This is a genomic window from Streptomyces sp. NPDC058620, assembly GCF_042717135.1.
Taxonomy (GTDB): domain Bacteria; phylum Actinomycetota; class Actinomycetes; order Streptomycetales; family Streptomycetaceae; genus Streptomyces.
Map to the genome: position 1 here is coordinate 1 of NZ_JBHXQO010000014.1, position 18,669 is coordinate 18,669.

An 18,669-nucleotide genomic window follows, 5' to 3' on the forward strand; every position below is an offset into this window, starting at 1 on the left:
CCGTCTGTTGGCCCGCAAGGAATCCGTAGGCCCGGGGCGGCAGCACCGCCGCCACGGGCCTCCGTGTGCCGTGCCCGGTCCTCAGCCCGGCCAGGCCCCCGTCAGCCGGCGGACGAACGTCGCGCCGCCCCGGTCGGCTGCCGCCTTGACCGCCGCGAAGATCGCACCCTGGATCGCTGCCGCGAGCAGGATCTCGCGCCACCGCCGGTGCTCGTCGGTCGCGTCGGGCGCGTCCTCCTCGCGCTTCACGTGCTTCCACAGGGTCTTGAACAGGGTGCCGGCGACCAGCCCGCTCATGGACCCGAGAATCAGGCCGACCGGCTTGTACGCCACTTTCGCCTTGTCCATCGCTACTCCCCTTCGCTCTCACCACCCGGTCGGTTCTCACCCGGTCGGTTCTCACCCGGTCGGTTCTCACCCCACCCGCTTGCCGGCCAGCGGAGCGGTGTCCTCGCCGGCCCCCTGACGTACGCCTCGCAGGAAGGCGCTCAACGCCTCGGCCGCCGTGTGGGCGGGCCGCCACCCCAGCACCTCGTGCGCCCTGGTGCAGTCGAGTACCGGCAGGCGCAGCACGGCGTCGAACAAGTGCGGGGACGCCGGTACGGCATGTGCCTGCCACGCGGCCGCCAGCGCGGTACGCACCACCGCCCGCGGGACTCGGACGACACGGGCATCGAGCAGCTCGGCCAGCTGCTGGGCGTCGGTCACCGAATCGGCCGCCAGGTTGAAGGCACCCCGCACGTCCAGGAGGACGGCGAGCCGGTACGCCTCTGCGGCGTCGTCGGTGTGCAGCACCTGGAAGCGCAGGCCCTCCAGATCGGGCACGAAGGGCAGCAGGTCGGGCCTGAGCAGGCCGCCGGGGACGTACCGGCCGGCGAAGATACGGCGCTGTTCGCTCGCAGAGGTCTCCTTGAACAGGAAGCCGGGCCGCATCCTGACCACTCTGATCTGCGGGTGGCGCAGTTCGAAGATGTCGAGTACGCGCTCCAGGTACGCCTTCTCCCGGCAGTAGGCCGCGTCCGGCCAGCCGTGGGTGGGCCAGCGCTCGTCGACTCCGGGTTCCTCCTTCGGGCCCGGCGAGTAGGCGCCCACGGACGAGGCGTGGACAAGCGCGGGGACACCCGCCTCGGCCGCCGCATCGAAGACGCGCATGGAGCCGAGCACATTGCTCTGCCAGGTGACCACGGGATCGTGCGTCGGCTGGAACCGCCAGGCGAGGTGGACGACCGCGTCCGCGCCCCGCAGCAGGTCCTCCAGCGGACCGGCGCACTCGGGCTGCGAGAGGTCGACGGTCTCCCATTCCACACCCTCGGTCCACAGCTTCGGCCGTCTGCGCGCCAGGCCGAGGACGGAGCCGACCTCCGGGTCCTGGGACAGCGCGGTGACCACACTGGTCCCCACGTTGCCGGTGGCCCCCGTGACCACGATGCGCTTGCCGGGGGACGGGTCGATGGCCATGAAGCGCTCACTCACTGCCGTTGCCGGGCCGACGTCCCCGCAGCCCCGGTGGCTGCGGCTCCCCCGCCGGCCCGGGCGTTTCTCGTCGGGTAACCAGCTGCCGGGGGAAATAACCTGAAATCAGGTGGAAACCACGGAGTGTGCCGTCGACCGTGCCGGGCACTCGCAGGGTTCGCCGGCCGACCCGTCACCGATCTGGGAGAGCACACCATGACGCATCCGAGCCGACTGCCCGGACAGGACGAATCGTTCTGGATGGAGACCACCGGTAGTCCCGTGCATGCACCACTCACCGAGGACATCGAGGTGGACGTGGTCGTGGTGGGCGGCGGGATCGCGGGCCTGAGCACGGCGTGGGAGCTGACCCGGGCGGGCCGGCGGGTCGCCGTGGTGGAGGCCGACCGCATCGCCGCGGGCGTCACCGGTTACACCACCGCGAAGGTGTCCGCCCTGCACTCCCTCGTGTACGACCGGCTGCGGCGCACCCGGGGCGCCGAAGCCGCGCGGCTGTACGCGCTGTCGCAGCAGGACGCGGTGGAGCGGGTGGCGGACATCGTCCGGGAGCTGGGCATCGACTGCGACCTCGAACGGGTGAGCGCCTACTCGTACGCGGTCGAGCCCTCGTCCCGTCCCGCGATCGAGGCGGAGGCCGAGGCCGCCGTCGAGGCCGGTCTCGCGGCGTCGTACGTCACCGGGACCGAGCTTCCGTTCGACGTCACCGGGGCGGTCCGGCTGGACGGGCAGATCCAGTTCCACCCACGCAAATACCTGCTCGCGCTGGCCGAGGACCTGGTGGAGCGGGGCGGTCTCGTCTTCGAACGGAGCCGGGTGACCGGTCTGACCGAGGGTGCGCCGTGCCGGGTGACCACCGAGTCGGGGTCGTCGGTGACCGCGCAGGACGTGGTCGTCGCCACGCATTACCCGGTCTTCGACCGGGCGATGCTCTTCGCCCGGCTCTCCCCGCGCCGGGAGCTGGTGGTGGCCGCGCCCATCGACGCGGACCGGGCGCCCAAGGGCATGTACATCACGGAGGACGAAGGGAAGCGTTCGGTACGCTCCACACCGCTCGGCGACGGGCAGCGGCTCCTGATCGTCACCGGGGAGAGCTTCACACCGGGCACCGGTGATCCGCGCGAGGCGTTCCTCCGGCTGGACGCCTGGATGCACGCACGCTTCCCGGTGGGACCCACCGCCTACCGATGGGCGGCGCAGGACAACGATCCCAGCGATACGGTGCCGCTCGTCGGCCCGTTCCGCATCGGCGCCCATCACACGTACGTGGCCACCGGCTTCGGTGGCTGGGGCATGACCGGCGGCGTCCTGTCCGGCCGCCTCCTGAGCGCGCTCATCACCGGGACGGGGGACACGTTGCCGTGGGCGGACCTCTACGACCCGCGACGGCTGGGGAGCACTCTGCGCGAGGCCCCCGCACTGCTCGGCATGCAGGCGGAGGTCGCCAAGCACTTCGCCGGTGACCGCCTGAAGGTCACCCACGTCGACTCGGTGGACGCCATCCCTCCGGGAACGGGTGCGGTGGTGCGCGTCAACGGCCGCCGCCGCGCCGTCTACCGCGACCAGGACGGCACGGCCCATGCCGTGTCCGCCCGCTGTTCGCATCTCGGGTGCCTGGTGGCCTTCAACGAGGCCGAGACCTCCTGGGAGTGCCCCTGCCACGGCTCACGCTTCGGTGTCGACGGTGCGGTTCTCCAGGGTCCGGCCGTCCGGCCCCTGGAACCGCTGGACGTGGACGTGTTCGACGTGTTCGACGACTGAGGCGACGAGACGACTGAGGCGACGAGGTGTGCGCCGGGCGAGGGGTGCGCCCGCGGGCGCGGCGACGGCGTCAGGGCACGAGCAGCGTCTTGATCATGCCGTCGGCCTTCTTCTGGAACGTCTCGTACGCCTGCGGGCCCTGTTCGAGCGGCAGGTGATGTGTCGCGAAGGTGTCCACGCCCAGCGGGTCGCCGTCGATGAGCATCGGCAGGATGTCGTCCACCCAGCGCCAGACGTTGGCCTGCCCCATGCGGAACTGGATCTGCTTGTCGAACATGGTCAGCAGAGGCATCGGGTCGGCGGCACCGCCGTACACACCGGATACGGAGACCGTGCCGCCCCTGCGCACCACGTCGATCGCCATGTGCAGCGCGGCGAGCCGGTCCACGCCGACCGTCTCCATCAGGCGCGTCGCGAGGGCGTCGGGCAGCATTCCCACGGCCGCGTGCGCCGCCTTGGCGACGGGCGCGCCGTGCGCCTCCATGCCGACCGCGTCGATCACCGCGTCGGTGCCCCGCCCGTCGGTGAGATCCCGGATGGCGTCGCCCAGGTGCTTGCCGTGCCTGCGCAGGTCGAGGCACTTGACCCCGTACTCGCTCGCCCGGTTCAGCCGGTCGGGCACGAGGTCCACGCCCACGACCGGTTCCGCGCCCCGGTGCAGGGCGATCCGCGCGGCCATCGCGCCGATCGGACCGAGCCCGAGCACGGTGAGCGAACCTCCGGGCGGGACGTCGGCGTACGCCACGGCCTGCCACGCGGTGGGCAGTACGTCCGAGAGGTAGACGAAGCGGTCGTCCGGCGGGCCGTGCGGCACCTTGACCGGCAGGCTGTTGCCGAAGGGGACCCGCAGGAACTCCGCCTGTCCGCCGGGCACCTGGCCGTACAGCTTGGTGTAGCCGAAGAGGGAGGCACCCATGCCGTGCTTGCGCACCTGGGTGGTCTCGCACTGGGACTGCAGCCCCTGGGCGCACATGAAGCAGTGGCCGCACGAGATGTTGAACGGGATGACGACCCTGTCTCCCGGGACGAGGGCGGTCACCTCCGGGCCCACCTCCTCCACCACGCCCATCGGCTCGTGACCGAGGATGTCACCGGGGTCGAGATAGGGGCCGAGCACCTCGTAGAGGTGCAGATCCGAGCCGCAGATTCCGGTGGACGTGATTTTGACGATGATGTCGGTCGGGTCCTGAATCCGGGGGTCGGGGACGGTCTCGACCCGGACGTCCCGCTTTCCCTGATAGGTCAATGCGCGCATGGTCCAGCTCGCTTTCCACGCTGAGTCGTCATTTCTCCTCCGCTGCGGACGCGTGCCGGGTTCCCCTGAGGGCCCCTGCGAAACGTGACAGGGCGGGACCCGGTCCCGGCCGGAATGCGGGGCGACGCGGTGGGAGCATGGAGCCATGGGAAAAAGTGCTCTCATCGTTTCGACATGATGAATACGTACGACCACCCGGACGCGGAACGCCTGATCCGTTCCGTCCGTACCGCGCTGCCACACCTGGTCCGTGTCCTGGAACGCGCCCGAGAGGAAAACGTTCCCGTCATCTACGTCAATGACAATTTCGGTGAATGGCGGTCCCACCACGGGGAGATCATCGAAACGACACTGGCCGGGGCGTACGCGGATCTGGTCGAGCCGGTACTGCCGGACGGCAATTCCCTGTTCGTCGTGAAAGCCAGACATTCCATCTTCTACGAAACGCCGCTCCGCTATCTGCTCGCGCAGTTGAGCGTGGATCATGTCGTTCTCTGCGGCCAGGTCACCGAGCAGCGCGTGCTGTATTCCGCTCTCGACGCGCACATCCGCCATGTGCGGGTGAGCGTGCCGGAGGATGCGGTGGCCCATATCCACAAGGATCTGGCCGAGGCCGCTCTGCGCATGATGGAGCGCAACATGGGCGCCGCCATCCGGACCGCGGAGACGGTCGAATTCTAGGGTGCCCATCGGGGGGGAAAGACTGTCGTCGAGCCGACGGACCGGCATCACTCACCTGACCAAAGGAGACTTCCCACCATGCGCGCACTCGCGGACAGCCGGCAGGGCCGCCCGGAATGCGCAGGGCTTCGAGCGCTGAAACCATGGGTGGGTGCGGGCGCCGGAGACCGGATGGACGGCAGAACCGGCAGCCGGCCAGGCGGACCGGCGGACCGGATCCGGCACCCCGGCGACCCGGCCGCTCGACAGCGAGGAGTTCCGATGACCGCTGGACAGCACGTGCTGAGAGGACGCACCGCCGTGGTGACCGGCGCCGCACGCGGGGTGGGAGCGGCCGTCGCCGGAGAACTGGCCGACCGGGGTGCCCGGGTGGCCCTGCTCGGGCTGGAGGAGGAAGCACTCGCCGCCGTCGCCTCCGCGCTGCCGACCCCCGCGCTCTACCGGCACGTCGACGTCACGGACGACGCGGCGATGGCCGAAGCGGCCGAAGAGGTACGCCACACGCTGGGCGACGCGTCCGTCGTGGTGGCCAACGCGGGGGTGGCCGAGGGCGGCCCCTTCCTCGAATCCGACCCGGTCACCTGGCGCCGCGTGATCGAGGTCAACCTCGTGGGCAGTGCCGTCACGGCGCGCTCGTTCCTGCCTCAACTCCTCGACACCCGGGGCTACTACCTCCAGATAGCGTCCTTGGCGTCGATCGGCGCGGCGCCGATGATGAGCGCCTACTGCGCCTCCAAGGCAGGCGTGGAGTCCTTCGCCCAGTCGCTGCGCGCCGAACTCGACACCCGGGGCGTCGGCGTCGGCACGGGATACCTCAACTGGACGGACACGGACATGATCCGGGACGCCGATCAGCACGCCGTACTGCGTGAACTGCGCGCCCACATGCCGCGGCCCGCCCGGAAGGTCTACCCTGCCCGGTACGTGGCGGATGCCCTGGTGCGCGCCGTCGAGCGCCGCGCGGTCACCGTCTACGTGCCCCGCTGGCTGCGGGGCGTGCAGGTGGTGCGGGCCGCCCTGCCCGGGGTGGTCGTCCGGTACTCGCGGCAGGAGCTGACACGCTCACAGTTCTCCCACACGGGCCTGCTGGGAGCCGGCGGGCGCGCGGCGGCCGGGGAACTCTGAGAGGGCAGTGGGTACGAGAGGTCAGCGGGAGGGCGGGACGGGCGTGCGCAGGGCGGTACGGCCGCCGCGCCAACTCGCCAGAAGGTGCTCGGCCAGCCGGTCCTCCAGCAGTTCCGTGGCCTCGATGCCCAGAACGATGTCCGGCGCGAGCTGCGGCTCGTCCTCCAGCAGTCCACCGATCACGTCCCGGCGGACGACCTGTTCGTGGACCGCGTCCGCTTCCACGTGCTCGTCGTAGAACCGCTGCGCGGCGGCACCGGCCCCGGCGCGGCGCAGGGCCTTCGCCAGCCGCCTCGAACCCGGTGACGAGGTGATCTCCACGGCGGCGAAATGGCCGACCAGAGCGCCGCGCAGACGCCGGTGCAGCCCGAAGAGGGACATCAGGTTCACGGTCGCCAGGGCCTGGGCGGGGGCGGCTTCGAGGTAGCCGCCGTACGCCGTGTCCAGGCCGAGATCCGCCATCAGGTCGGCGAAAAGCCGGGAGTGGATGTTCTCGGCCCTGCCGGCTCCGAACTCGTCGAACTCGACGGCGACCATGGCCGCTTTGGCCCGGCCCCGGAGCCTCGGCACCACCCACAGATGGGGGTCCGCCTCCTTGAGGTGGTAGAGCGAGCGCAGCGCCGCGTACTCACGGAGCTGTTCGAGCGTTCCCTCGCGCTGGAGGTGGTGGCTGACGCTGTGCCCGTCGTCCCCCACGGGTTCCAGGAGCAGCGCGCCCACCGCCTCCTCCACGTCCTTTCCGCCCGAGGTGCCTTCGCGCAGCGCGCGCAGAAAGGCGCCCTCGGCGGCGGCTCGTACACCCAGCAGCGCGGGGTCCCACTCCAGACTCTCGTCCACCTCCGCGAAGCCGCGGTAGTGGAGCTCGTAGAGGACGTACAGCAGGAGGTGCAGATCTTCGCCGTACGGGTCGGCGCGCCCGGTCTCCTCGTCGGAGGGCAGCGCCCCTCGCCGCCCCGCCAGGGTGGCGAGGACACGCTCGGAGAGGGCTCCTCGCGCCTCCGGAAGGATGGGTTCCGGCTCGGGACGGTGGGCGTGTGCTTCAGGGACGGGCGTCACGATGTGGTGTCCTCACCTTCTTCGGCGGTTTTCCGGCGACGGTGGCTGGTGTCGCACCAGGGGTGTATCCGGCTGCGGCGACAGGTGCAGATCGCCACGACGAAGCGCTCGGACACGACTACCCGCCCATCGTCCGTCGTCACCTCGACCGGGCCCTCCACGAGGATCGGGCCGTTTTGTTCCACCACCACACGACGCGGCGGTTCAGTGCTTCCGGGCACGGATCACCACCAGCTCTTCCTTGTCCATATGGGTCGGCAGCAGACCGCGGGCCCGCAGCCAGGCGAGCCGCCCGCGGGTCACGGGTCCGAACGGGATGACCATCCGGTCGCTGACGGACGCCTCCATCCCGGCGCGCGTGAGCCGTCGCACGGTCTCCCCGGGACCGCTGAGGGCCGAGTGCACGATCAGCATCAGCCCGCCGCGGCGCAGCGCGGCAGGAGCCTCGTCACAGATGCGGTCCACGACGATCCGCCCGTCGAGCCCGGCGTCCCAGGCGCGACGGGCGCCCCGCCGGGGCGGGGACAGGCTCGGCGCGGGCACGTACGGCGGGTTGCTGACCACCGCGTCGAACGAACGGCCGCGCACTCCGGACAGCAGGTCCCCGCGGTGCACGGATACGGGCAACCGGGTGAGGGCGGCGTTCAGCCGGGCCGATGCCACGGCCCGGCGGCTGATGTCGACAGCGGTGACCCGGGCGCCCAGCCGCGCGGCATGGAGCGCCAGCAGCCCGCTGCCCGTGCAGAGGTCCAGGACCTCCATGCCGGGCCCGATGCCCTCACGGCGCATCGCCGCCGCCAGCAGCAGGCTGTCGGCCTGTGGGCTGTACACACCCGGCAGCCGCACCAGCCTGCCCGGCCAGGGAGGATCCTGGATGATCCCCACATCGGCGTCTGGAACGCTCACCGCACCTCCCGCACTGGACGACTGCCCTTCCAGGCTCGGACAAACGGCACAGGCCTGCCACTTCTGCGCCGCTCACTTCCCTGCCTCATTTCTTGGGCACAGGAACCCCGACCACGCCTGCCGGATCAGCGTGCCCCCGATCATGTCCGTCAATCTCCGTCCGCGCGCCCCTGGCCGCCGGTCCCGTCCGCCGGAGACCGGGGACGAGCGCCAGGGTGACCGCGGCGGAGGCGGCGGCCATCACGGTCATGGCGGTCGCGGGCGAGGTGAACTGCGCGATGCCGCCCGCGAGCACCGCTGCGAGGCCCTGCATGGTGAACATCCCCGAGGAGTGCAGTCCGAACGCGTGCCCCCTCAGTTCGCCCGGGACCATGGACATCAGACGTTCCTGGAGCAGCAGGCTGGCGGAGAACCCGACCGAGCCCACGGCGACGGCGGCGAGCGCCACGGGCAGCGCCGGGTGCAGGGCGAAGATCAGATACGGGACGGCGAGCAGTAGGAGCAGGGGCGGCGCCCCGAATCTGTCCCGCCAGTGCCGGGGCAGGAAGCGGCCCGTCAGGGTGTCCCCCGCCAGCATGCCCACCGCGGCTGCGGCGAACAGGAGCCCCGCGTGGCGTGGCGCGTAGGAGACGAAGAGGGACTCGCAGCCGACGACGAGTCCGTTGGGCACCCACAGGGCGAGGTAGACGCGGCGCCGCGGCTTCAGCGCCCACAGGCGGGCGTTGGTCCGCCAGGTCTCGCTCGCCGACGGACGGCCCTGGGCGCGCGGCACCCGTCTCGCGAGACCGATGCGGGCCACGGCCGCGGCGACGAGGAAGAGGGCGGCGCCGGCGAGCAGGGCACCCCTCGGCGTCAGGACGTTGACGAGTACGGCACCGGCGGCGTAGCCGCAGATCTGCAGGGTTCCCGCGCACATGTTGAGCACCGAGCGGCCGAGCAGATAGCCCTCTGTGGGGAGGATGTCGGTGAGCAGGCCGTACCGCACTCCGCCGCCGACCGAGCCGAGCATGCCCTGCACCGACAGGATCGCGAAGATCGCCCCCATGGACAGGCCGGGCAGGGCCAGGGCGGTGGTGGCGACGGCGAAGAAGAGCGCCAGTCCGATGGTCGCGGCGCGGGGCGGCAGGCGGTCCGTCGCCGACAACAGGAGACTCGCGCCGATCATCTGGGCCAGCAACGGGCCGAACATGCTGAGGGCGGCGAGCAGGGGCGACCCGGTCGCGTCGTGGACGAGCGTCCCCAGCGCCGTTCTGCTCACCGTCTGGGCCGCCACGTGTGCGGCGGTCGTCGCGAGCAGCGGGGTGAACTCAGGCGTCTCGAAAAGCTCTTGGTACGTGCGCATGAGCGGAGTGTCGGCAGCCGGTGGGACGCGGAGGTAATGTTTCGCGGGGAGGCGAAACCATTGGGCTGGTGGGAAGTCAACGCGGATACGCTCGCGAACAGCCGATTCGTGGTGTCGCCCCTCTGCGAGACGACAGCGGGTCTGATGGTCCTGGCGAAGGACTCGGCCACGCATCCGGCCGAGCGCCGCTGGCTGGACCGTCACGGGCCCGCCTACCGGGAACGGACCTCCGATCCCGTCACCGCGCTGCTGGTGCGTGTCGCGCTGGGCAGGCACCGGTGGATCGCCGACTTCCTGACGCCGGTGCCGCGCCGCGAGGGACCGGCGCAGGGCGCCGCCGACTTCTACGACGAGCTGGCACGCATACGCGAGACACCGGACGACACCGCCCTGGGCGACCTGGAGCTCGCCCACCGCGGACCCCTGCCGGCCCCGTTGCTGCGCCCCGGTCTGCCGGAGCGCATCGCCGACCTGCTGGAGTGGGTGTGGCGGGAGACCGTGGCACCCGACTGGTCCCGGCGGCGGCGCGTCATCGAGGCCGATGTGGTCGCGCGTACGGGCCAGTTGAGCCGGTCGGGCTGGGCCGCCGCGCTGGACGACATGCATCCGGAGATGCGGTGGCTGGGCGACAACCGGCTGCAGATCAACACGCGGGCCTTCCCTCCCCGCAAACTGATGGGTTCACAGCTGCTGCTCGCGCCGGTCACCCCGCGCAGGGGCTGGATCTCCATCGACCGGCCGGACGCCCACGGGGCGGTGCGCGGGAACGCCGTGGTGTACCCGTGCTCCGGCACACTGACGGAACCCGGACGAGCCGCCGCCGCTCCGGAGGCGCTGGCCAGGCTGCTCGGAACGGGGCGGGCCGGCGTGCTGGCACTCCTGGACAGCCCGATGAGCACGACACACCTGGTGGCTCTGACGGGCCAGGGCCTCGGTTCGGTGGGCCGCCATCTGAAGGTGCTCCTGGACGCCGGGCTGGTCGGCCGCCGCCGTGCCGGACGGTCGGTGCTCTACTACCGCACGGCCGTCGGCGACGTACTGGTGCGGGCGCAGGACGCCTAGCTGTATGAGGCCATGAGGCTGCCGAAACCTGAGCAGGTCTTCACTCCGTCGTGGCGCTGAGTGCTGGAAGATCGCGGTGCGCCTGGATGTTGCCTACAGGTATGAAGATCAGTGAGGCTTCCGGAGTCAGCGGCGTGAGTGCGCGATCGTTGCGGCACTACGAGGATGAGGGCTTGATCGTCCCCGGTCGTTGCAGCAATGGCTTCCGCGACTACTGCCAGTCCACTATCGACCGGGTGCTCGTCATCCGCTCATTGCTGGAGTCCGGGCTGCCCGTGCGATTGATCAGGGATTTTCTGCCCGGCCTCACTGACGAGCCTGATGGCGGCGCGGATGTGGTGTGCGCGGAGTTCCTGGGCGAGGTGCAGAGCCATCGCGATCGGCTCGCCGCACGCATCGCCGTTCTCAGCGATCAGCGGGCGGCACTCGATGCGTACCTGCGAGAGGCCCGTCGCACTGACCGGTGACCGTCGCTTGACCTTGACGTAAGTGTGAGACTCCTACGTTTCGTGCATGGAGATCAACGAGCGGCAACGCGGGGCTGAGCAGACGGTACGAGCACTGGTCCAGCGGTCACATCGGGGACCGAAGGACCTGACCCTCACGACTGATCTGCGCCGCCCCACCCCGGGGCCAGGCGAGTACCTGATCCGCGTGGGCGCCGGCGGGGTCAACTTCGCGGACGTCATGCAGACGCACGGAACGTACGCAGGCGGGCCGCCGGCTCCCTATGTGGCGGGCTTCGAGGCCGCGGGCGAGATCGTGGGTGCCGGCCCGGACGTCGAGAGCCCGCTTCAACTCGGCACGCATGTCGTCGGAACCGGCCCGGGTGCCTTCGCGCAGTACATGACGATGCCGGCCGTGGGGGTACTTCCCGTGCCTTCCGGATGGAGCGATGCCGCAGCTCTCGGCCTGGTGCTGAACTGGGCCACCGCCCTGGCGGCACTGAAGCCGTTGGGCGAGATCAAGAGGGGTGACGTGGTGCTCATTCACGCCGCGGCCGGAGGCGTGGGGCAGGCCGCTGTCCGTCTCGCCCGGCACTACGGTGCGCGCGTCATCGCGACGGCGTCACCCGCCAAGCACGACACCGTCGAAGCGCTCGGCGCCGACGAGGTCCTGGACAGCCGACGCCCCGATCTGGCCAGGGAGATCACCCGCCTGACCGGGGGTATCGACCTGGTCCTCGAATCGGTGGGACAGGCCACGTTCGAGGTCAGCCTGGCGGTCACCAAGCCCTTCACCGGACGCGTCGTGGTCTTCGGTGCCGCGTCCGGCGACGCCACCCTGACCACGCACGACCTGGTCTTCACCCACCAGGTCCAGGTCAAGGGCCTGCACATCGGCGCGCTGGCGGCCGCAGCCCCCTCCCTCTACCAGTCGTTGCTCGTCGAGATCGAGGCACTCATCGCCCACGGCGTCTACCCGCCCGGCACCCCCCAGGTTCACCCCCTGGCCGAGGGACCGACAGTGCTGCGGCAACTCGAAGCGGGCCGGACCCGTGGCAAGCACGCCCTCGATCCCTGGCGCTAGGAACGCCTGCGACCCACCGCGACGCTCCGCGTGTCCCCGAGGGACGATGGCGCCTCGTACAGCGTTGTCTGGGAGCGTCCGCACCGTCCCGCCGCAGCTCATGGACGGCCCCGCTCAGCCCCTCGCTGATCGGTGTTCAGGAGCGGGGGCAGCCGAGTCGACCGTGGTGAGCCAGGCGTCGGCGAGCAGTTCGTGGCCGCGCGGGCTCGGGTGTACACCGTCCGGGGCCAGGGCCGCTGCCCCGCTCTCCTCGGCGGCGCGGGGCAGGAGCAGGTCCGCGCGGACCACCTGGGCACCATGGGCGCGCGCCGTGCGCAGGACGGCGTCGGTGCGGGGTGACAGGTCCTCGTACCAGGCTTCCTGGTCCGGGGTGACCGGGAGCAGGAAGGGCGTGATGACCACCAGCCGGGCGGCGAGCTTTCGTGCGGTGTGGGTGAGGACGCGGTCGAGGGATGCCTCGAACTCGTCGACCGGGCTCACGACTCCGCGGTCGTAACGCCGCCAGGTGTCATTGATTCCGATCTTGACCGTGACCACGGTGGGCCGCTCGTCGATGACATCGGTGGTCCAGCGGGATTCGAGGTCGTACACACGATGTCCGTTGACGCCCTTGTTGATGACAGTGGGCCCCGGGCCGGTGCTCCCTCCGGCCCCGAACGTCCGCGCGATCTCGCGCACGTATCCGCTGCCGAGCGAGGCGGGGTCCGCGTAGTCGCGGCCCGCGTCGGTGATGGAGTCACCGATGAACAGGAGTCTGGCGTCTGCCGTGATGCGCATGTCTGCCGTTCTGACGTCGGGTGGTGGGAGGCAACCGTTCTCAGGGTCAACGCGCGGGTCCGGACGGCCGTTCCGGCCGCACCGGCCGGAGAGCCACCGCACGCCGCAGTGTTTCCGCCTCCCGCGCCAGTACGGCGGGGTCGTCGCCGGACACGAACTCCACCAGGACGTCGGGTCGCAGGTACCGTTCCTCCAGCGCCTCGAAGACGCTCGCCCACAGGTCTCAGGAGCGTCGAGCGGCGGCTGCCAGTAGGTGCGGAGGTTGTCCGCATCCACCTCGTCCAGTAGCCGCAGGGTGACTGCCGCCGATACCGCGAATACGACGGACCGTGCCAGGCGGCGCAATCTCCCGGTCCCGGGGCGCCGGCTCACACCGTCAGGCGAGGTGGAAGACCTCGGTGAGCGGGCGCATGGCGGCATCCGGTGCCTGCCCGTCCAGCTCTTCGAAGAAGTGCGCCATCTCCTTCTGCCAGCGGGCGTTCACCTCGGTGGCCTCCATGGCTGCCCGCGCCCGCTCGAAGTCGGGGGTCTCCAGATAGCCGACGAGCAGGCCGTCCTCGCGCAGGAACAGCGAGTAGTTGTGCCAGCCCGCTTCGGAGAGCGCGGCCAGCATGTCGGCCCAGACGGGCTGGTGGCGCTCGCGGTACTCCTCGGCCTTCTCGGCCCGGACCTTCAGAAGAAAACAAACGCGCTGCATGGGTCACCTCCTGCACGGCAGGGGGCCGCCTCGCGAGGCGGCCCGCTGCCCCGTACGGCTCAGAAGTCGAATCAGAAGTCGAGTCAGAAGTCGAACTTGTCGATGTTGCTCTTGTCGAAGACGGTCGGCTTGCCGAGCGAGACCACGCCGTCCTTGCCGATGGTGAAGGTCCCCAGGTCACCCGCCTCGAAGGTCTGGCCCTCGGCGCCGGTGATCTGTCCGGACTCCAGCGCGACGGCCGTGTGCGCGGCGAGCGCGCCCAGCTCGGCCGGGTCCCAGAGCTCGAAACCCTCGACGGTGCCGTCCTTGACGTAGGCACGCATGTCGTTGGGGGTGCCGAGGCCGGTGAGCTTGACCTTGCCCTTGTACTGGGAGCCGGACAGGTACTGAGCGGCCGCCTTGATGCCCACGGTGGTGGGCGAGATGATCCCCTTCAGACCGGGGTACTCCTGGAGCAGACCCTGGGTCTGCTGGAAGGACTTCTGGGCGTCGTCGTCGCCGTAGGCGGTCTTGACGAGCTTGATGTCCTTGTATTCGGGCTTCTTGAGCTCGTCCTTCATGAAGTCGATCCAGGTGTTCTGGTTGGTGGCCGTCTGGGCCGCCGAAAGGATCGCGATCTCGCCCTTGCCACCGATCTGCTCGGCGAGCAGCTGGAGCTGCGTGCGGCCGAGGTCCTCGGCGCTCGCCTGCGAGACGAAGACCTGCCGGCAGTCGGCCTGGGTGTCGGAGTCGTAGGTGACGACGCTGATCCCGTTCTTCATCGCCTGCTTCAGGGCCGTGCACAGAGCACCCGGGTCCTGGGCGGAGACGGCGATGGCGTCGACCTGCTGCTGGGTAAGGGTGTTGACGTAGGAGACCTGGCCGGAGGTGTCGGTGCCGCTGCTGGTACCGACTTCCTTGTACGTGGAGCCGAGCTGACCCAGGGCCTTCTTCCCCCCGTTGTCCGAGGTCGTGAAGTAGGGGTTGTTGACCTGCTTGGGCAGGAAGGCGACCGTCAGGCCCTTCCTGGTGGCGGCGTTGGGGTCGGCGGATCCGGCGACGGCCTTGCCGGCCTCCTTGTTCGCGGAGTCCTTGGTCGTCCCGGAACAGCCCGTGCCGCCGAGGGCCAGTGCGGCGGTGACAGCAAGAGCGACGGTGAGGCGCCGGTGCCTGGCGATGGTGCCGTACATGGTGTTTCCTTTCGCTGCCGTGGCGGCAGGGAGAGCCGGGCAACCGCCCGAGCGGAGACAAGGCTTACGGGACTTAGGGGGTTTACGGGGTTTACGAGGGGGTGCATGCGGGGCGCCCTAGGGCACGGAAGCCGCTCGTGCGGTGGGCTTCGCGGCGGTTCTCCGGCGGGCCCGGGACCGGGCGATCTCGCGGCCGACGCGGGGGGCGAGGACGGAGATCACCAGCAGGACGCCGGTGACCACGATCTGCGACTGGGCGGAGACGTTGACCAGGCTCATGACGTTCTGCAGGGCGCCGAGCAGGAACACGCCGGCGATGGCGCCGCCCAGGGTGCCCTTGCCGCCGTCGAAGTCGATACCGCCGAGAAGTACGGCCGCGATGACGGAGAGTTCGAGTCCCGTGGCGTTGTCGTAGCGGGCGCTGGCGTAGTGCAGGGCCCAGAAGACCCCGGTGAGCGCGGAGATCGCACCGGTCGTCACGAACATGGACAGCTTGAGCCGCTTGACCCGGATCCCCGCGAACCGGGCGGCCTCCTCGCTCGCGCCGGTGGCGAACAGGGAGCGGCCGATCGGCGTGGCGTGCAGCACCACGACGGCCACGGCGAGCAGGACGGTGAACGGGACGGCGGCGTACGGGATGAAGGTGTCGCCGATCCGGCCGGCGCCGAAGTCGAGGTACTGGGTGGGGAAGTCGGTGACGGAGTCCGAGCCGAGCACGATCTGCGCGATGCCGCGGTAGGCGGCCATGGTGCCGATGGTGACGGCGAGGGAGGGCAGTCCGAGGCGGGTGACGAGGAGCCCGTTGACCAGGCCGCAGACGACGCCGAGCAGAAGACACAGCGGGATGATCGCCTCGATGCTCATCCCGGCGTTCCACAGCGCGCCCATGACGGCCCCGGACAGCCCCGCCGTGGAGCCGACGGAGAGGTCGACCTCTCCGGAGATCACGAGCATGGTCATGGGGAGCGCGATCAGGGCGATCGGCAGGGTGTTGCCGATCAGGAACGACAGGTTCAGCGCGTTGCCGAAGTTGTCGACGAAGGAGAACGAGCAGATCAGCAGCGTAAGCAGTAGGGCGCCGACCGCACTGTCCCAGCGCACCGCGCCGCCGAGGCGCGCCAGGCCGGAGACGACGGTGGGGGTGGGAGCCTTGATGGCGTCAGGCATGGCGGGCACTCCTCATCTGTGCGGCCTTCTTGCGCAGGCCCGCGGCCACGCGCAGGGCCAGGATCCGGTCGACGGCGATGGCGAGCAGCAGCAGGAAGCCGTTGATCGCGGTGACCCAGACCGAGCTCACGCCGATGGCGGGCAGCACGCTGTTGATCGAGGTCAGCAGCAGCGCGCCGAGGGCGGCGCCGTAGACGGTGCCGGAGCCGCCGGTGAAGGCGACACCGCCGACGACGACGGCGCTGACCACGGTCAGTTCGAAGCCGTTGCCGGTGGCGGAGTCGACGTTGCCGAAGCGGGCCAGGTAGAGGGCGCCGGCGAGACCGGCCAGCGCGCCGCAGAGCACGTACGCGGTCATGATGCGGGCGCGGACCGGGACGCCGGCGAGCCGGGCGGCCTCCGGGCTGGAACCGAGCGCGTACATGTCCCGTCCGCCGCGGTAGCTGCGCAGGTAGTAGGCGACCACGACCAGGACGGCGACGGCGAGGAGTGCCAGGTAGGGCACGGCCAGGATTCCGTCGTGTCCGAGGTCGACGAAGCTCTTCGGCAGGGCGTCGGCGGTGATCTGACGGGAGCCGACCCAGATCGAGTCGATGCCGCGGACGATGTAGAGCGTGCCGAGGGTCACGACGAGCGCGGGCACCTTCCCGAGGCTCACCAGCGCTCCGTTGAGGCCGCCGAAGAGCGCGCCGAGCGCGACGGCGAGCAGGACCGCGACGAGCGGGTTGCCGCCGTCCTGGAGGTAGAGGCCGGCGGCGAACGCCGAGATACCGAGGACTGATCCGACCGACAGGTCGACGTTGCGGGTGATGACCACCGTGGCCTGGCCGACCGCGACGAGGACCAGGATGGTCGCGTTGAGCATCAGGTCCTTGATGCCCTGTTCGGAAAGGAACGCGGGGTTGGACAGCTGGGTCGCACCGAGCATCAGCACGAGGACGAGGACCACGGCCAGTTCGCGGGCCTTGAACACCTTGTCTACGAGGCGTCGCGAGGCGACGGACTGGGGTGCGGGCTCGTGCCGCACCGGACCGGCCGTTGTCGTCATGCCGCTTCCCTTCCTCGGTCGGCACGGCCTGTCGCCGCCGCCATCACGGTCTCCTCGGTCGCCTCGGACCGGGGGATCTCGGCGGTCAGCCGCCCCTCGTGCATCACCAGGACCCGGTCGGCCATGCCGAGGATCTCCGGCAGGTCGGAGGAGATCATCAGCACCGCCACGCCTTCGGCGGCGAGCGAGGACAGCAGTCGGTGCACCTCGGCCTTGGTGCCGACGTCGATGCCACGGGTCGGTTCGTCCACGATCAGCACCTGCGGGGCGGTGGCCAGCCACTTGGCGAGGACGACCTTCTGCTGGTTGCCGCCGGAGAGCGTGCCGACGACGTCGCCGAGGCGGGCGTACTTCACCTGAAGCTTCACCGCCCAGTCCACGGCCCGGCTCCGTTCGGCGGCGCGGCTCATCAGTCCGGCGCGGGTGGTGGCCGCGAAGCCGGTGAGGCCGATGTTCCGCTCGATGGACATGTCCATCACCAGGCCCTGGGCCCGGCGGTCCTCGGGTACGAGAGCGAGGCCCGCGGCCATCGCCAGGCTCGGCGCACCGGTGCGCAGCTTCCGGCCGAGCACCTCGACCTCGCCGCCGTCGAAGCGGTCGACGCCGAACACCGCCCGGGCGACCTCGCTGCGGCCCGCGCCGACGAGTCCCGCCAGACCGACGATCTCGCCGCGGCGGACCTCGAAGGAGACGTCGGTGAAGACGCCCTCCCGGGTCAGGCGGCGCACACGGAGGGCGACTTCGCCGGCCTCCGTCCGCTGCTTGGGGTACAGCTCGTCGAGATCGCGGCCGACCATGCGGCGCACGAGGTCGTCCTCGCTCAGGCCCTCGATGGGCTCGCCGGCGATCCAGGCGCCGTCGCGCAGGGTGGTGACGCGCTGGCAGAGGTCGAAGATCTCCTCCAGGCGGTGCGAGATGAAGAGCACGGCCGCGCCCTGCTCGCGGAGTGTCCTGACGACACCGAACAGCCGGGCCACCTCGCTGCCCGTGAGCGCGGCCGTCGGCTCGTCCATGATCAGGACCCGGGCGTCGAAGGAGAGCGCCTTGGCGATCTCGACGAGCTGCTGGTCGGCGATGGAGAGACCGCGGGCCGGCTGGTCGGGGTCGAGGTCGACGCCGAGGCGGGCGAAGAGGCCGGCCGTGGCCCGCTTGACCGCACGGTGGTCCACCCGGCCCAGCGAGCGGCGCGGCTGCCGGCCGACGAAGATGTTCTCGGCCACCGACAGGTCGGGAAAGAGCGTCGGCTCCTGGTAGATCACGGCCACACCCGCGTCACGTGCGTCGGCCGGTCCGTTGAAGTCCACCGGTTCGCCGTCGAGCAGGACCGTTCCGGTGTCGGGGCGGTGGACGCCGGCGAGCGTCTTGATCAGGGTCGACTTGCCGGCGCCGTTCTCGCCGGCGAGGGCGTGGGCCTCACCGGCGTACAGGCGCAGGGAGACACCGCGCAGGGCACGCACAGCACCAAAGGACTTGCTCACCCCCTCCAGCGCGAGCACCGGAGTGGTCGCCGGTTCGGAGTGGGTCATGGGTGTTCTCCCGTGCTTGTGCCGAGCAGAAGGCTCGAAGATGAAATGTTTCAGTGGAGTTGCCGGGAAGCTAGCCCCGTCGGCCAGGCACGTCAAG

General features: G+C 70.5%; 18 protein-coding genes and 1 pseudogene. 6 read left to right on the plus strand and 13 right to left on the minus strand.

Annotated elements, in window-relative coordinates:
- Positions 1 to 81 precede the first annotated feature (81 nt).
- Both ACFWSK_RS16100 and ACFWSK_RS16105 read right to left on the minus strand, forming a co-directional pair.
- Positions 82 to 348, minus strand: coding sequence for a DUF4235 domain-containing protein (locus ACFWSK_RS16100; RefSeq protein WP_383785772.1), 267 nt, complete (start codon positions 346 to 348; stop codon positions 82 to 84).
- Between the two features lie 66 nt (positions 349 to 414).
- Positions 415 to 1,458, minus strand: coding sequence for an NAD-dependent epimerase/dehydratase family protein (locus ACFWSK_RS16105; RefSeq protein ID WP_383785775.1), 1,044 nt, complete (start codon positions 1,456 to 1,458; stop codon positions 415 to 417).
- A gap of 210 nt (positions 1,459 to 1,668) precedes the next feature.
- On the opposite strand from ACFWSK_RS16105, the gene ACFWSK_RS16110 reads away from it, so the two are divergent.
- Positions 1,669 to 3,231, plus strand: a complete 1,563-nt coding sequence (locus ACFWSK_RS16110; protein ID WP_383785778.1) for an FAD-dependent oxidoreductase — start codon at positions 1,669 to 1,671, stop codon at positions 3,229 to 3,231.
- 70 nt (positions 3,232 to 3,301) lie between these two features.
- On the opposite strand, the gene ACFWSK_RS16115 is transcribed toward ACFWSK_RS16110, so the two are convergent.
- Positions 3,302 to 4,486 carry an alcohol dehydrogenase catalytic domain-containing protein gene (locus ACFWSK_RS16115; protein WP_383785780.1) on the minus strand — a complete coding sequence of 395 codons (1,185 nt, stop codon included), beginning with the start codon at positions 4,484 to 4,486 and terminating at the stop codon, positions 3,302 to 3,304.
- A gap of 145 nt (positions 4,487 to 4,631) precedes the next feature.
- Here ACFWSK_RS16115 and ACFWSK_RS16120 point away from each other — a divergent pair.
- A pseudogene (locus tag ACFWSK_RS16120) lies at positions 4,632 to 5,167 on the plus strand (isochorismatase family cysteine hydrolase).
- Between the two features lie 261 nt (positions 5,168 to 5,428).
- A complete protein-coding gene (locus tag ACFWSK_RS16125) occupies positions 5,429 to 6,292 on the plus strand; it encodes an SDR family oxidoreductase (protein ID WP_383785783.1) in 864 nt (287 codons plus the stop codon).
- Positions 6,293 to 6,313: 21 nt separating this feature from the next.
- Here the strand turns inward: ACFWSK_RS16125 and ACFWSK_RS16130 are convergent, their stop codons facing one another.
- The 4 genes from ACFWSK_RS16130 to ACFWSK_RS16145 all read right to left on the minus strand — a co-directional run bounded on the left by ACFWSK_RS16130 (position 6,314) and on the right by ACFWSK_RS16145 (position 9,596).
- Positions 6,314 to 7,348: an iron-containing redox enzyme family protein gene (locus tag ACFWSK_RS16130; protein ID WP_383785786.1), complete on the minus strand. Its 1,035-nt coding sequence runs from the start codon at positions 7,346 to 7,348 to the stop codon at positions 6,314 to 6,316.
- Positions 7,345 to 7,569 (minus strand): CDGSH iron-sulfur domain-containing protein, encoded by a 225-nt coding sequence (locus ACFWSK_RS16135; protein WP_383785788.1) that lies wholly within the window; start codon positions 7,567 to 7,569, stop codon positions 7,345 to 7,347. The genes ACFWSK_RS16130 and ACFWSK_RS16135 overlap by 4 nt, the downstream gene beginning before the upstream one ends.
- Positions 7,553 to 8,254, minus strand: coding sequence for a HemK2/MTQ2 family protein methyltransferase (locus tag ACFWSK_RS16140; RefSeq protein ID WP_383785791.1), 702 nt, complete (start codon positions 8,252 to 8,254; stop codon positions 7,553 to 7,555). Before ACFWSK_RS16140 ends, ACFWSK_RS16135 begins: the two co-directional genes overlap by 17 nt.
- Positions 8,255 to 8,339: 85 nt before the next feature.
- On the minus strand, positions 8,340 to 9,596 hold the full coding sequence (locus ACFWSK_RS16145; protein ID WP_383785794.1) for an MFS transporter: 1,257 nt from the start codon (positions 9,594 to 9,596) through the stop codon (positions 8,340 to 8,342).
- A 60-nt stretch (positions 9,597 to 9,656) separates the two neighbouring features.
- Here ACFWSK_RS16145 and ACFWSK_RS16150 point away from each other — a divergent pair, with 60 nt between their 5' ends.
- The 3 genes from ACFWSK_RS16150 to ACFWSK_RS16160 all read left to right on the plus strand — a co-directional run bounded on the left by ACFWSK_RS16150 (position 9,657) and on the right by ACFWSK_RS16160 (position 12,188).
- On the plus strand, positions 9,657 to 10,658 hold the full coding sequence (locus tag ACFWSK_RS16150) for an ArsR/SmtB family transcription factor (RefSeq protein ID WP_383785797.1): 1,002 nt from the start codon (positions 9,657 to 9,659) through the stop codon (positions 10,656 to 10,658).
- A 101-nt stretch (positions 10,659 to 10,759) separates the two neighbouring features.
- The gene (locus ACFWSK_RS16155) at positions 10,760 to 11,125 is read left to right on the plus strand and encodes a MerR family transcriptional regulator (RefSeq protein WP_383785799.1); all 366 of its coding nucleotides are present in this window, start codon (positions 10,760 to 10,762) and stop codon (positions 11,123 to 11,125) included.
- 46 nt (positions 11,126 to 11,171) lie between these two features.
- Entirely contained in the window at positions 11,172 to 12,188 is a 1,017-nt protein-coding gene (locus tag ACFWSK_RS16160; RefSeq protein ID WP_383785801.1) for a zinc-binding dehydrogenase, read from the plus strand.
- Positions 12,189 to 12,302: 114 nt separating this feature from the next.
- Here ACFWSK_RS16160 and ACFWSK_RS16165 read toward each other — a convergent pair whose 3' ends face one another.
- From ACFWSK_RS16165 to ACFWSK_RS16190, 6 genes are all read right to left on the minus strand, one after another.
- Complete coding sequence (locus ACFWSK_RS16165) at positions 12,303 to 12,965, minus strand: SGNH/GDSL hydrolase family protein (protein WP_383785804.1); 663 nt, start codon at positions 12,963 to 12,965, stop codon at positions 12,303 to 12,305.
- A gap of 376 nt (positions 12,966 to 13,341) precedes the next feature.
- Positions 13,342 to 13,662, minus strand: coding sequence for an L-rhamnose mutarotase (locus ACFWSK_RS16170; protein ID WP_383785807.1), 321 nt, complete (start codon positions 13,660 to 13,662; stop codon positions 13,342 to 13,344).
- Between the two features lie 83 nt (positions 13,663 to 13,745).
- A complete protein-coding gene (gene rhaS, locus ACFWSK_RS16175; RefSeq protein WP_383785810.1) occupies positions 13,746 to 14,831 on the minus strand; it encodes a rhamnose ABC transporter substrate-binding protein in 1,086 nt (361 codons plus the stop codon).
- Positions 14,832 to 14,948: 117 nt separating this feature from the next.
- The gene (locus tag ACFWSK_RS16180) at positions 14,949 to 15,998 is read right to left on the minus strand and encodes an ABC transporter permease (protein WP_383785813.1); all 1,050 of its coding nucleotides are present in this window, start codon (positions 15,996 to 15,998) and stop codon (positions 14,949 to 14,951) included.
- The gene (locus tag ACFWSK_RS16185) at positions 15,991 to 17,046 is read right to left on the minus strand and encodes an ABC transporter permease (protein ID WP_383785816.1); all 1,056 of its coding nucleotides are present in this window, start codon (positions 17,044 to 17,046) and stop codon (positions 15,991 to 15,993) included. Before ACFWSK_RS16185 ends, ACFWSK_RS16180 begins: the two co-directional genes overlap by 8 nt.
- Positions 17,043 to 18,572, minus strand: a complete 1,530-nt coding sequence (locus tag ACFWSK_RS16190; protein ID WP_383785819.1) for a sugar ABC transporter ATP-binding protein — start codon at positions 18,570 to 18,572, stop codon at positions 17,043 to 17,045. Before ACFWSK_RS16190 ends, ACFWSK_RS16185 begins: the two co-directional genes overlap by 4 nt.
- Positions 18,573 to 18,669: the final 97 nt, after the last annotated feature.